The following is a 14,063-nucleotide window of genomic DNA, read 5'->3' on the forward strand; positions in this document are numbered from 1 at the left end:
AGGTCAGTTGACTTCGATAACGTCAACGGCCTGCGTGGTGTCCTGACCGCCGGCGCTGCGCAAGATCCCTACAATCGGGGTGACGTCAGAATAGTCCCGGCCATAGCCGATAACGATATGGTCGGGGCCAGCTTGCATGGCGTTGGTGGGATCAAATTCCACCCAGCCGATCTGGCTGCCACACCAGACCTTGACCCAGGCGTGCATGGCATCGGCGCCTTCGAGCCGTGGCTGGCCCTCGGGTGGAATAGTGCGCAAAAAGCCTGATACATAGCCTGCGGGGATGCCAAGTCCGCGCAGGCCCGCAATCATTATGTGGGCAAAGTCCTGACAGACGCCGCGGCGCAGAGAAAAGGCCTCGGTGACCGGCGTATCGACCAGGGTTGCCTCGCCGTCATAGGCGAAATCTCTATGGATGCGCATACAAAAGTCCGTTGCGGCCGCAAAGACATCCGATGTGGCAGTGAGGCTTTGCCGTGCGTATTGGGTGATATCGGCTGTGAGCACTATGCGAGGGCTGGTGCTGAGATAATGATGGGGCGAGCGCCAGCCCATATCCCAGGTCGCGGCGATTTGCTCAGCAAGTGTCAGGCTGTCTGGAGCGTTCGAGACGTTCATTGGTGTCCGAAACACTTCGACGCGCGCAGTCATGGCGATTTCAAGGGCATCGTGTGCGGAACGATAAGCCAGAGATGCAACGCGCGAACCGAAAAAGTCAGCGAATTCAGAGTTTTCAGCAGGACCGGGTTCAAGATGCAGGCTCGAAGCGATAACCCGCTGGATATTGGGCAGCGAAACCGGAAAGACGCGAACGAGGTGCCGACCACCTGAAACGGGCGCGTCATAAGTATAACTGAGCTTGAGCTTTACATCATAGAGCACGATTAGAAATACGCCTCCGCAATCAGATCGGAGACGTTGTAGATGCCCATCACCATGTCGAGCAGCATTTGTGGGGTGATGTCCTCGACATCGGCCACCGCCAACTCGGTCTGGAGCTTGAGCGTTGCCTTGGCGGCGGGAGAAAGCTGGCCATCGACATAGCCGCGGGGTAATTCCTTCAATTGTTCGAGCAGTTCGGACATCTGGAACATCACAGAACGCGGATTGAGCGGATCGGTGATGAGCAGTTCGATAACGCCGAGATTGCCATGGCCATAGCCATAACGGCGGCGATGGGTCATCACGCTATCGCCGACTTCCAGTAGCATTTCCGTGGCGCCGTCGGGAGCATCCTCGCCACAGAGCCAACTCGCGATTTCGGCAATCTGTATGCTGCGCTCCAGTCGGCGCCCGATTTCAAGAAAGCGCCAGCCTGCGAACCGGTACATGTTTTCATGGACGAGGCCGGAAAACCCCGCCAGCTTGCGCAAGAGCACTGTCATGGCGCGCGTGGCATCGTCGCCCGGCTTGATGGTCTTGGCAAAGCGGTTTGCGGTCTTTTGCAGATCGGTCAGGGCCAGCCAGCCGTCAGGGGAGAAGCGATCGCGAATCTCGCTGGCCGAACGCACCGCACCATCGATAATGGCAAGCAGGCCCTGCGGAACCGGCTCGGCCGTATCGATGCCAAGCGGTTCGAGATATTCACGGGTCGCCTCGAAAAGTGGAAGATTTTCGGTGCCGGTTTCGGCAAGGCGCAGATGCCAGGCGCGCAACAGCCTTACGGTCGCTTCGCAGCGTTCAGCATAGCGACCGAGCCATATCAGATTATCTGCGGCGCGCGATGGCAGGTTGCCCGATGGGTTGCGTTCGATGGTCTTGTTGGCGCTTGTGAGAAGCGAAACCTTTTCGACCGGTGTCTTGGAGACGACCCAGACATCGGCGGCCTGGCCGCCGCGCTGCATTGCGATGGCGGCAGTGTCGAGCGAATAGCCGACGCGGGCAAAGCCGCCGGGCATGATCGACCATCCATTCGGGGTGCGGGCCGCATAAATGCGCAAGGTAATCGGGCGTGGCTCCAGCGTGCCGCCGACATAAACCGGGGCAGTGGACAGCTTTACGGTTTCCTGCGCGGCAAAGACCTTGGGATCGGCATCGATACGGGCCAGAAGGGCGGCTCGTTCGCTATCGGACAACTGACCGGCATCCTGGGTCTCTCCATCGTCATCGATTGACAAAATGGTGGACAGCGCCGGGCCGATCATCATGTTTTCGATATTGTTGCGCACATAGGCGCGCGCCTCCGCGCCGCCGCACCACCATGTGGCGATATTGGGCAGCATCAGATCCCTACCCAGTCGCGATTGGGCAATGGCCGGCAGGAAGGCGCCAAGCGCGCGGGTTTCCAATAGCCCGGAGCCAAGCGAATTGACAAAACCGACGCTGCCCCGACGCACCGCCTCGGCAAGACCGGGGGTGCCGATCTGGCTTTCCTGACGCAATTCGAGCGGATCGGTGAAATCGCCATCAAGGCGCCGCCAGAGGACGGAAATGGGCTTCAGGCCGGAAACCGTTCGCACCATGACTTCGCCGTGGAGGACAACAAGGTCTTCGCCCTCCACAAGCAGAAAGCCAAGATAGCGGGCGATATAGGCGTGCTCGAAATAGGTTTCGTTCAAGGGGCCGGGCGTAAGAATTGCAACGCGTCCCGAGCCATTGCCGCCCATATCGGTGAGGGCGTTGCGAAAATCGCGGAAAAAACCGGCAAGTCGTTTGACGTGAAGCGTTGAATAGATATCGGCCAGCGCCCTAGTCGTTGCCACACGGTTTTCCAGCGCAAAGCCCGCGCCCGAGGGGGCCTGCGTGCGGTCGCCCAGAACCCACCACCGGCCGTCCGGGCCGCGGCCAAGCTCAAAGGCGCAGAAATGCAGATGATGGCCACTCATGGGACGGATACCGACCATAGGGCGCAGGAATTCCGGGTTTGCCGCAACGAGTTCGGGAGGCAGAAGCCCTTCGCGGATCAGATTGTTCTCGCCATAAATATCGGCGAGAACCGACTCGAGCAATTCGGCTCGTTCGGTCAATCCCACCTCGATCTGCTGCCATTCCTCATCGGCGATCAGAAGCGGTATGTGGGCCAGCGGCCATTCACGCTCGCCCTGTTGGGAGCCTTCATACATACGATAGAAGACACCGGCATCGCGCAGATATTGATCGGAGCGTTGGAAGCGGGCCGTCAATTCCTCCGGTCCAAGCCGATCAAGGGCAGACATGAAACCGAGCCAACCGGGCCTGACGGTGCCATCGGGGGCAACCATTTCGTCGGGTACCCCGGATATGGGGCGATATGCGCTTATAAGATCGGGCATTTCATGGCCCTTCAATCCGCTGCGCTTGCTGTTGTTCTGCATCTACAACCACTGGTGAGGTCGCCTTAGATCCAGCGTCAGAGGAAACTCGGGCGCGGGCGCTTCGGCCGGCAAATCGTAAGAGCCGGCACTATGTCCGGCAGGAACAAAGCGTGCAAGGCGTCTGGCTTCCGCTTCATTGGCATTCACAGGAAATGTTTCATAGTTGCGACCGGCCGGATGCGCTACGTGGTAAGTGCAGCCGCCGACCGCGCGTCCGGTCCAGGTGTCGTAGACGTCGAACACCAGCGGCGTATTAACCGGAAGTTTCGGATGAAGCCCAGACGCCGGTTGCCATGCCTTGTAACGCACGCCCGCTACCGAGGTTCCATTGCTTTCGGTGGCAGCAAGGGGAACCGGTCTGTTGCTACAGGCGATTTTATAGCGCTCAGGTGCCGGACCGGTGAGTTTGACCTGCAAGCGCTCAACCGAGGAGTCCACATATCTTACAGTGCCGCCAATCGCGCCGGTTTCGCCCATGACATGCCAGGGTTCAAGCGCCTGCCGGAGTTCCAGAGTGTGGCCTGCGACTTCGGTTTCGCCGCAGAAGGGGAACCGGAATTCAAGCTGGGCGGCGAACCATTCGGGCTTGAGATCAAAGCCATGCGCGCGCAGGTCGTCTAGCACATCGAGAAAATCGGTCCAGACATAGTGTGGCAGCATGAACCGATCATGGAGCCGTGTCCCCCAGCGGATGAACCGGCCCTTGAGCGGCGCTTTCCAGAACTGTGCAATCAGGGCGCGGATCAGCACCTGCTGGGCAAGGCTCATTTTTGCATTGGGCGGCATTTCAAAGCCACGAAATTCGACAAGCCCCAAACGGCCGGTTGGTCCATCGGGAGAATAGAGCTTATCAACGCAGATTTCGGCGCGATGGGTGTTGCCGGTGACATCGATCAACAGATTGCGAAACAATCGGTCCACCAACCAGGGCACAGGCGCTTCGCCTTCTCCGGGGACCGGCACCTGAGCAAGCGCGATCTCCAGCTCATAAAGGCTGTCGTGGCGCGCTTCGTCTATGCGCGGGGCCTGAGAAGTCGGGCCGATGAACAGGCCGGAAAACAGGTAGGAAAGCGAAGGGTGCCGCTGCCAGTGCAGAACCAGCGACTTCAACAAATCCGGACGGCGTAGAAAGGGGCTGTCGGCAGGCGTGTCGCCACCCACGACCACATGGTTGCCCCCACCGGTGCCGGTATGCTTGCCGTCGATCATGAACTTGTCCGCGCCCAGGCGCGACTGGCGCGCTTGCTCATAGACCGCTTCGGTGATGGCCTTGCAATCCTCCCAATTGCTGGCCGGGTGGATATTGACCTCGATAACGCCGGGGTCAGGAGCGACGCGAATGACATTGAGGCGCGGATCGGCGGGCGGTCCGTAGCCTTCGATATGGATTGGCAGCTTGAGCTTTTCCGCGGCGGCTTCGGCGGCGGCGATCAGTTCGAGATAGTCCTCAAGGCGTTCGGTCGGCGGCATGAAGACCGACAGGCGCCCTTCGCGCGGTTCGACGGAAATTGCGGTACGGACCACCCCCGCTATATCGGAAATTTTCTGTTCGATGCGATCCTGAATAATCGTCTCATCGCTGGCAAAACTTGCCTGCGGCAAGTCCTTTTCATCGGGCTTGGGCAATATCAGATCGCGCGGCGGCAGGGGCTCGCGCGGAATACTCGGGTCCATCGGCACGACATGGGGGTAACTGGTTTCCGGCACGTGCGGCAAGGTGCCGAGCGGTAGGCGATAGCCGACAGGAGAGTCTCCGGGAACAAGAAAGAGTTTCCCGCGCCGGGTTTTCCAGACCTCGGTCAGCCAGCGCGGCGCTTGGGCCGGCGCATTCCAGCGCTGGACGGGCAGCACGTAGCCTGTGGGTTCGGTCAGCCCGCGCTCGAAAACACGCGCAAGGCGGGCGCGCTCTTCGGCATCCTTGAGTTGGGAGTTTGACGGATCGACGTTTTCGGGAAGCTGGGCTTCCTTCAAAATCCATTCGCCGGGATCTTCATAAGCGGGGGCGACCGACGTACCATCGAGCCCCAATTCGTGGGCGATAGCGGTGACGAAATCGCGCGCCAGTTTCGGATTCAGATCTTTGCCAGCGGTTTCCGGTGCGATGAGATCGGGATTTTTCCAAACCGGTTCGCCGTCTTTGCGCCAATAGAGCGAGAAGGTCCAGCGGGGGAGAGTTTCGCCCGGATACCATTTGCCTTGACCGTAATGAAGGAACCCATTTGGTGCAAAGCGCTGTTGCAGGCGGCGGATCAGGATGTCCGCCTTTTCGCGCTTGGTCGGGCCGACAGCGTCGGTGTTCCACTCAGCGCCCTCAAAGTCGTCTATTGAAACAAAGGTTGGCTCGCCACCCATCGTCAGCCGGACGTCCATGTCCTTGAGTGCGGCATCGACCTTTTTTCCCAGCGCATCAACGGCATCCCAGCTTTCGTCTGTGAAAGGCTTTGTAATGCGTGGGTGTTCGGCAACGCGGGTGACTTTCATGTCGAAGTCGAAATCAACATTGGCAAAGCTGGCCATGCCGGTGATCGGTGCGGCATTGCCATAATGGGGCGTTGCAGCCAGTGGGATATGGCTTTCGCCGGTCAAAAGGCCCGATGTCGGATCGAGCCCAACCCAGCCTGCACCGGGAAAATAAACTTCGCACCAGGCGTGCAGGTCGGTGAAATCCCGGTCAGTGCCGGATGGACCGTCGAGCGCCTTGAGATCGGGCTTTAACTGGATGAGGTAGCCGGAAACGAAACGCGCGGCAAGGCCGAGATGGCGAAGGGTCTGAACCAGAAGCCAACCGGTATCCCGGCAAGACCCCTTGGCCTTTTCCAGTGTTTCCTCTGGCGTCTGCACGCCCGGTTCAAGCCGAACGATATAGCCGATTTCCCTTTGCAGGCGGGCGTTCAGATCGACGACAAAGTTTACCGTGTTTTTCGGTGTACGGTCGATCGATGCCAGAAAGGCTTCAAAACGGGGACCGATCATGGGATCGGGTTTTAAGTAAATCGCCAGATCGGGGGCGATGGCGTCGGGGTATGCAAAGGGCCAGGTTTCAGCGTCCGGCTCAACGAAAAAATCGAACGGATTATAGACGGTCATGTCGGCGACGAGATCGACCTCGATCTTGAGTTCGGTCACCGGTTCGGGAAAAACGAAACGGGCCTGGAAATTGCCGTATGGATCCTGCTGCAAATTGACGAAGTGATCTTTGGGCTCGACCTTGAGCGCGTGGCTCAGCACTTTCGTGCGCGAATGGGGGGCAGGCTGAAGGCGGATGATTTGCGGGCCGAGCGTGACCGGGCGGTCGTATTTGTAATGGGTGAGGTGGTAGATGGCCGCCTTGATCGACATAGACAAACTCCGGGTCCAACACTCACTCGCACTGCAACGATAGCGGTAAAGGCAGGCACAAAGCAATCGCGCTTGTGAGCCGTCGATTTAGCGGCCATTGTCCGCGTCACGAACAGGCTTGATCCGGGGAATCTCCATGCTGCTTTATACCGTTTTCGTCATTGCGCTTGCCGCGGAGTCCATGACAGCCGCCCTGGCGGCAGGGCGCCGCAATATGGACTGGTTCGGGGTCTGCGTTCTGGGCAGCGTTACGGCCCTGGGCGGTGGGACCACGCGGGACGTGCTGCTTGGGCACTATCCGCTGGTCTGGGTGGAGCAGCCTGCGCTGCTCCTCGTAACGACCGCAGCGGCTTTGTTCACCATCGCGGTGGCGCGGGTGATGGAAAAGCTGCGGATGATCTTTCTGCTGCTCGATGCGGTTGGGCTGGTGGTCTTTACGATCGTTGGGTGCAATGTTGCCATGGAAATGGGGCAGCCGGTGCTGATCGTGATCGTTGCAGGCATGATTACCGGCTGTGTGGGCGGGGTTCTGCGCGACATTCTGTGCAATGACGTGCCGCTGCTTTTTTCCGGCGAGCTTTACGCAACGGTTTCAGCGATTACCGCTTGCATATACTTTTTCGGCCAGCAATGGGGATTGCCGGCCGAACTTGTGATGATCGTCGCAATGGTGATCGGCTTTACCCTTCGCACCCTTGCTATCGTCTTCAAGATCGAGATGCCGCGCTTTGTTTATGTTCCGGTCAGGGGAGATCAATCCTCCAAGAGATAGCCCTGCCGTTCCGCCAGCGGTTCGGTGCCTACGATCTTGGCAATCGAATTGCCCGGAACGACATATTTGGAAAGATTGCGCGAAATCACCCGGCCTGACGTACCCGCTAAAATCGGTGTGCGTTCGATAAAGGCATCGGGTCCATCAAGGGCGATCAGATCGGCAACCGGCTGGCCTTTTTTGACGTGTTCGCCAAGTTCGACGCGATAGGCCAGCAGGCCGGGCCGATCCACCCGCAGCATTTCGGTGGCTGTGAGCGGCGTTGGTGCAGCGGCTTTTTCCGGCAGGCTTGGCAGGGAGCCTGCGATCAAATCCTTGGCCAGCAGGAAATTGAAAAGGTTCTGCGCGTCGGTTTTGCCCAATTGGTCGTAAACATCGGTCTGCCCACGATATTCGAGCGTTGCCGCGCGCGCCGAAAATGGAATCGGCTTTTCCGGGTGCGCCTTTGCGAGCCGGGTCCAGAGCGAGGGCCAGACTTCATCGAACGAGCCGCCGCCGGAATCCTCTGCCGTCAGTTGCGCGACCGATCCCATCCAATCGGCGAGTTCGGTGAGTTCATCCATAGAGTCGGGCGTCACAAACAGGTGGTTGAGCGCCTCATTATCGCAATGAAGATCCAGCACGTAATCGGCGTCATAGGCTTGCGTCATGATGAAATGCCGGAGCTTTTGCAGCGCCGTCACCGGGTGTTGCTGTTCGAGCCAGAGCCGGATTTCGTTGCGAATGAGCCGCACGTTTTCCGCGCCGTCATTTGTCAGTTTGAGCGCAACGGTGTCGCCAACAGCGGCAAAGAGGTCCGGCCAGCGGCGATTGAAATTGGTGCCAGAGCGATCATGGTAGCGCCCGCCATGCACCTCGAAATGCACCTGGTTCATACCGAGCGGGTTGACCATGGGAAAGATGACGAAATGGGCCTTGAGCGTGCCGTCAGTGGACGCTTTTTCAAGCATGGGCAGCAGGTGGTGGAGCACCATGATTCCGGGCTGCTCATCGGCATGAAGGGCCGCTTGCATATAGACTTTCCGGTCCGCGTTCTCGGGGCCGCAGGTGAACCAGGTGAGTTCGGCATGAGTGCCGGGGGCATCGGCTTGGATGCGGCGGGTATGGCGTTCAAAGGTCATGGGTTTACCGGACGTATTTGGGAGCAAAGCGCAGGCGGGGCTTGGTTTCGCGCACATTGATGTGGTGCATCATGCGCTCGTAAATTCGGCCTGAAATGAAAAACAGCACCATTGAGATGGCAAGGAAATAAAGGCCAGCAACCGAGAAATGCAGAAAGGCATTATAGTCGCGTTCAAAAAGGTTTCGTGCCGTCATCATCAGGTCGCGCTGGTTTCCGATCACCGGCAGGGTGAGGTAAACAAGCGCGGTTGCGTGAAACAGGAAAACGACTTCATTGGTATAGGCCGGCCACGCAATGCGGATCATGTTGGGCCAGGTCACGGTGCGGAAAACCTGAAACGGGGTCATCCCATAGGCGCGTGCCGCTTCGGTTTCACCCTTGGGTACGGTGCGCAAGGCGCCGTAGAAGATTTCAGCGGTGTAAGCGGTGGTGTTCATCACCAGTGCCAGAGGCCCGATAAATAGCGGGTTCATCATCAGCCAAGCAATGCCCATCGGGCGCCACCAGATGGGGTTGAGCGCCAGCATGATGGAATAGAACATGAAGAACTGGATAAAGAGCGGCGATCCGCGGAAGGCGTAGATATAGGCCGAGCACAGGCGCGAAATAACGGGGTTCTTTGAATTTTTCCCGAATGCCACGAGCAGGGCGAGCACAAATCCGATAGGCAGCGACGCGGCTGCGAAATAAAGGTTGAACAGCGCCGGATAGGCAAAGAGCTGGATTTCGTTCCAGAGCGTTTCGATAAAGGTCATTTACACCTCCACCGGCATGCCGCGGCGCGCCCAGACCGTAACGCGCTGGAAAAAGCGTTCCGAGAGCAGCGTAACGAAGATGTAGAAGACAAAAAGTGCTGTGTAATAGCCCCAGCGCCAGTCGCCATGGACAAGTCCTGCCTGGGGAAGATAGTTGGGTGCGCCAAGCTGCCCCGCCCACCAGACAATATCGGCAACCTGCAAAAGCGACAGCAGGGCAGTTGCCTTGATCAAAAGCATCCAGACATTTGAAAGGCCGGGCAGGGCATAGACCCACATCTGGCGGATATGGATGCGGAGCAGAACCTGGGTGGCGCTCATGCCATAAGCCCGCGCCGCTTCAAGCTGGCCTTTTGGCACCGCGCGCATGGCGCCGTGGATCACATTGGCGACAAAGGCGCCATAAACGATGCCCAGCGCGACACAGGCAAGGATGAGATATTCGCCGGTCGAGAAATAGATCGCGGCTTCCCGGCATGGTGGCCAATTGCTCTGGGTTGCGGCAATCATTTCCGGGGTGCAGACGAACTGGGCGTTGATCCACTCAATGGCCTGCACGAAGGCAAGGGGAAAAAACAGGAAGAACAAGACGTCGGGGATGCCGCGCACCATCCCAGTATAGGTGTGGCCAATGCCGCGGATAAGGAAAAAGCGCGCGTTTTTGAGCATCGCGCCGAACAGGCCGAAAATCAGTGCAAGCAGGGCGCCGAACAGCGCGGCGAAAATGGTGAAGCGAAAACTCGCATACCATGCGCGATGCGCGCCATTTGTGAAATAGGCGAGCCAGAAGGCGATATCCTCGCCCACAAAATTCGATAGCCACTCGGCGTTCACGTTCGGTCGGCCTTCTCAATCAAGAAAAGCAAATAGCCAAACGGGGCAAGCCATCGAAAATGGCCGGCCCCGTTTGAATTTCGGTTTGCCCGCCTTATTCTGTGTAGGCGGGTTCTGCTCCGTCAAACCACTGTGCGCGCAGGGCATCGACAGTGCCGTCGGCCTTGAGGGCGTCGAGAGCCTCGTCGAGCGTTGCAAGCAGCTCGGTATCTTCCTTGCGCACGCCACCGCCGACGCCGCCGCCAATCAGTTCTTCAGGACCGACAAAGACGATTGCGCCGCCCGAGTTGGTAACGACCGGATCAAGAAAGCTGCCATCGGCAAGGAGAAGGTCGATATTGCCTGCGGCAAGGTCCGCGACCGACTGATCGGGCGTTGCAAAAGCGATAATGGTGTTGCCGTCGGCCAGATTTTCCTCGGCAAAGGCCGCTTGGATCGTATTGCCCTGAACGCCGATCCGAATGCCGGAAAGGTTATCGAAATCAAATTCTTCGCCAGCGGCGGCGACATATTTCGACGGATCGGGCGGGAAATAGTCCTGGGTGAAATTAATGGTCTGCAGGCGTTCTTCGGTGATGGACATGCCAGCCATGATTACATCGTAATTGCCGGCAAGCAGGTTGGGGATGATCGAGTCCCAGTCGTTCTGGACGATTTCACAGTCCAGACCGGCATGTTCGCAAATGGCGTTGGCCAGATCGATCTCATAACCCGCGAGTTCGCCTTCATTGTTGACGAAGTTCCAGGGCGCGTAAGCGCCTTCGGTTCCGATCCGCACGGTTTGTGCGTTCGCGGCGGTCGAGGCAAGGGCCAGAACAGCCGCTGCGAGTATCACCTTTTTCATAAATATGCTCCCTACAGCTTTTGGTTGGTGATTGGGACCGGGTGCTTGCATGATGGTTTCATTCCCGGTCAGTTATGACCGGCGGCGCTCAGAAACTGGCGCAGCCGTTCAGACTTGGTTGCCCCGAAAACCTCATCGACCGTGCCTTCTTCTTCAATCTTACCGAGATGAAGAAAGATAACCTTGTCGGAGACTTCCCTGGCAAATTTCATGTCGTGGGTCACAAGGATCATGGTGCGGCCCTCTTCGGCCAGCATCTTTATGACCCGCAGCACTTCGACTTCAAGTTCGGGATCGAGCGCAGATGTCGGTTCGTCGAACAGCATGACCTTTGGGTTGATGCACAATGCGCGCGCAATGGCGGCGCGCTGTTGCTGCCCGCCCGACAATTGCGCGGGGAAGGCATCGGCCTTGTCGCCAATCCCGACCTTTTCAAGCAATTCGCGTGCGTGGGCCTCCACCTCCTTGCGGTCGCGCTTTTGCACCCGCAAAGGGGCTTCCATGACATTTTCCAGAATTGTCATGTGCGACCAGAGATTAAAGGACTGGAAGACCATGCCCAGTTCGGACCGGACGCGGCGCAGTTGCTCTGTATCGGTCGGCTGACGTTCCGGCCCCTCCGGAGAAAGGGCTATTTGCTCGCCATCGATTGCGATCGAGCCTGCATTGGGCACTTCTAGCATGTTGATGCACCGCAGCAGGGTGGACTTTCCCGAGCCCGAGGAACCGATCAGCGACACGACGTCGCCAGGCTGTGCCTGCAATGAAATGCCTTTGAGCACTTCGAGAGGGCCAAAGGACTTATGCACATCCTTTATCTCGAGAATCGGCTGCATTCGTGAGGATTTTCCCCTTGTTGTTATTGCTGCCCCCGGCGCGGTTCTGGGCACCTTGCTGACTTGCTTGTTAAAGTCTGAAGCGAATTTAGAAAACCAGAAACTGTGACAAACACAAAGAAAAAAAGGAAAACGAGGCCGGAAAAGCAAAAAAACGGAGCATATTTTTCTGGTTCGACGAAATTGGAAACGATTTGGATACCAGAGCAGTCAGAATATGCGCGGGCCTGATCGCCCGATGTTAGGGTGAATTGGGGGACGCAAATTCGATGGCTCGATAAACAATGTTCATTGACTACGGCTCTGTGCTCGCGGCAACTGGCGCTGCGGCGGCGGCGCTCTGTGTAACTTTTTTTACCAACTGGCTGCGCCAGCGTTCTTCAGGCTTTCTGATGACGTGGGCCTGCGGCATGGCCGTTGTCGTCGGTGCCGTTGTCTTTTTCGGCCTTTACGAGGCAACCCTGCAACGGACTTTCGGTGCCGTTGCTTGTTTTTTCCTGACGGCGGCCTTCGCCATTGCCTGGGGCGGGCAGGTTCAGTTTCGCGATGGCGACCTGCCATTGCGTCCAATGGTCGTTCTATTGCTGGCCGCAAGCGTGCCCGGCGCGGCCATCTTTGCCCTCGGATATGAGAGTATTGCCTATGTTATTGTCAATTCGGTCGCCGCTGTGCTGCTTTGTTATATGGGCTGGCGGTTCTGGCAGATCAGGCAGGAATCTCCTGCGGCCCTGATGACCATTGCCGGGCTTCATCACATGCTCGGCATTTCCTTTTTGCTATGCGCGTTCGCCGTTGCCTGGGAAGGGCATTGGCAGCAGGAAGGCATGCCGCAGAACTGGGCGGAGGTGCTCAATCTGATCTGCTCGGTAATTGCCATTACCGGGATTGGCGGGTTGTTCACCACGATCTATCAGGAACGGATTGCACGGACGTATAAGGTCAATTCACTGACCGATGCGCTGACGGGACTGGCCAATCGCCGTGCGCTTTACGATGAATTCGAGGCCCGCGACCTGCCTGTCGATACAGGCGTTGCGATTTTCGATCTCGACGATTTCAAAGGCGTCAACGACCGGTATGGCCATGGATTCGGCGATCTGGTTTTGATCCGGTTTGCGCGCCTGCTCGAAGAGGAAACGCGGCCCGGCGACATCGCGGCGCGGCTCGGCGGGGAAGAATTCTGCGTGATCTCAAAAGAGGCTGGGGAAGGCGCCTTTGCCTTGGCGGAGCGCATTCGCGCCAGGTTCATGACCATCGCTCACAGTCGCGGTGAGCGTCACATGACCTGCACGGTCAGCGCCGGTGTTGCCATTGTCGAAAAGGACGGATGCAGCCTCGACACGATTTTGCGCAAGGCTGACAATGCCCTTTATCTCTCCAAGCGAAACGGACGCAATCAGGTCAGCCGTTCACGACGCGCCGCCTGACGCAACCGGTGTATCGTCCCTGCCGCCCCATTCGGTCCATGAGCCATCGTAAAGCGCCACGTCCTTGGCGCCGACGGTATCGAGCGCCAGCGCCAGAACTGCGGCGGTGACGCCGGAGCCACAGCTTGTAATGACCGGTTTTTGCGTATCGATACCTGCAGCTTCGATCGCAGCCTTGAGTTCAGCTTCGGGCTTGAGCTTGCCGTCTTCGATCAGAGCCGAGAAAGGCAGGCTGGCGCTGTTGGGGATATGGCCCGAACGCAAGCCCTGGCGCGGTTCTGGCGTTTCGCCGGTAAACCGTGCTGCGGGGCGAGCGTCGAGAATCTGATCGTGCGCCATCGAGGCGCGGCGAACCTTGTCGATGTCAGCAACTGCGTCGGGGTTGAAACGTACTGTGAATGTTGCTGGTTCAGGTTGAGCCTCGCCGGCTTCAATCGGGCGCTGCTCGGCACGCCATTTGGGGCCGCCGCCCTCCAGGATGCGGACATCGCCTGCGCCCATCACGCGTAATGTCCACCAGACGCGCGGCGCCGAGAACAGGCCTGCCTCGTCATAAACAACAATCGTTTTGTCAGACGCGATTCCAAGCGCGCCTGCCATGGCGCCAAAGGTCTCCGTATCGGGCAGCATATGGGGCAAATCGCTAGCGGTATCGGCAATGGCGTCGATGTCGAAGTAAACCGCGCCGGGGATGTGGCCTGCCGTAAACTCGACCCGCGCATCGCGGCCTGAATTCGGCATGTGCCAGGAACCGTCAATGATGACGACATCGGGATCGGAGAGGTGCTCAGCGAGCCATTGGGTGGTAACGAAATTGGACATGTTCAGCCTCGGTATAAC

11 protein-coding genes are annotated in these 14,063 nt (G+C 58.3%); 2 read left to right on the forward strand and 9 right to left on the reverse strand.

Going from position 1 to position 14,063, the window contains the following annotated elements; translation table 11 throughout:
* Positions 1-3 precede the first annotated feature (3 nt).
* Genes EO133_RS11320 through EO133_RS11330 form a run of 3 tightly spaced genes read right to left on the reverse strand, consistent with a single transcriptional unit; the run spans position 4 to position 6,632 of the window.
* Complete coding sequence (locus EO133_RS11320) at positions 4-882, reverse strand: transglutaminase family protein (RefSeq protein ID WP_127072747.1); 879 nt, start codon at positions 880-882, stop codon at positions 4-6.
* Positions 883-884: 2 nt separating this feature from the next.
* Complete coding sequence (locus EO133_RS11325) at positions 885-3,293, reverse strand: circularly permuted type 2 ATP-grasp protein (protein WP_127072748.1); 2,409 nt, start codon at positions 3,291-3,293, stop codon at positions 885-887.
* The gene (locus tag EO133_RS11330) at positions 3,294-6,632 is read right to left on the reverse strand and encodes a transglutaminase family protein (RefSeq protein WP_127072749.1); all 3,339 of its coding nucleotides are present in this window, start codon (positions 6,630-6,632) and stop codon (positions 3,294-3,296) included.
* A gap of 136 nt (positions 6,633-6,768) precedes the next feature.
* Between EO133_RS11330 and EO133_RS11335 the strand changes: the two genes are divergently transcribed.
* Positions 6,769-7,404 carry a trimeric intracellular cation channel family protein gene (locus tag EO133_RS11335; RefSeq protein WP_127072750.1) on the forward strand — a complete coding sequence of 212 codons (636 nt, stop codon included), beginning with the start codon at positions 6,769-6,771 and terminating at the stop codon, positions 7,402-7,404.
* Here EO133_RS11335 and EO133_RS11340 read toward each other — a convergent pair.
* The 5 genes from EO133_RS11340 to EO133_RS11360 form a co-directional block, all read right to left on the reverse strand.
* The gene (locus EO133_RS11340; RefSeq protein ID WP_127072751.1) at positions 7,386-8,525 is read right to left on the reverse strand and encodes a M14 family zinc carboxypeptidase; all 1,140 of its coding nucleotides are present in this window, start codon (positions 8,523-8,525) and stop codon (positions 7,386-7,388) included. The two genes, EO133_RS11335 and EO133_RS11340, sit on opposite strands and share 19 nt — an antisense overlap.
* Positions 8,526-8,529: 4 nt before the next feature.
* On the reverse strand, positions 8,530-9,282 hold the full coding sequence (locus EO133_RS11345; protein WP_127072752.1) for an ABC transporter permease: 753 nt from the start codon (positions 9,280-9,282) through the stop codon (positions 8,530-8,532).
* Positions 9,283-10,116 carry an ABC transporter permease subunit gene (locus tag EO133_RS11350; protein ID WP_127072753.1) on the reverse strand — a complete coding sequence of 278 codons (834 nt, stop codon included), beginning with the start codon at positions 10,114-10,116 and terminating at the stop codon, positions 9,283-9,285.
* Between the two features lie 94 nt (positions 10,117-10,210).
* A complete protein-coding gene (locus tag EO133_RS11355) occupies positions 10,211-10,960 on the reverse strand; it encodes a transporter substrate-binding domain-containing protein (RefSeq protein ID WP_127072754.1) in 750 nt (249 codons plus the stop codon).
* A gap of 68 nt (positions 10,961-11,028) precedes the next feature.
* Positions 11,029-11,796, reverse strand: coding sequence for an ABC transporter ATP-binding protein (locus EO133_RS11360; RefSeq protein ID WP_127072755.1), 768 nt, complete (start codon positions 11,794-11,796; stop codon positions 11,029-11,031).
* 284 nt (positions 11,797-12,080) lie between these two features.
* Here EO133_RS11360 and EO133_RS11365 point away from each other — a divergent pair, with 284 nt between their 5' ends.
* Positions 12,081-13,223, forward strand: a complete 1,143-nt coding sequence (locus EO133_RS11365; RefSeq protein WP_127072756.1) for a GGDEF domain-containing protein — start codon at positions 12,081-12,083, stop codon at positions 13,221-13,223.
* Here EO133_RS11365 and sseA read toward each other — a convergent pair.
* Entirely contained in the window at positions 13,206-14,045 is an 840-nt protein-coding gene (gene sseA, locus EO133_RS11370; RefSeq protein ID WP_127072757.1) for a 3-mercaptopyruvate sulfurtransferase, read from the reverse strand. The genes EO133_RS11365 and sseA overlap by 18 nt on opposite strands.
* Positions 14,046-14,063: the final 18 nt, after the last annotated feature.

It is taken from the genome of Pelagibacterium lentulum, assembly GCF_003992625.1.
Lineage (GTDB): Bacteria > Pseudomonadota > Alphaproteobacteria > Rhizobiales > Devosiaceae > Pelagibacterium > Pelagibacterium lentulum.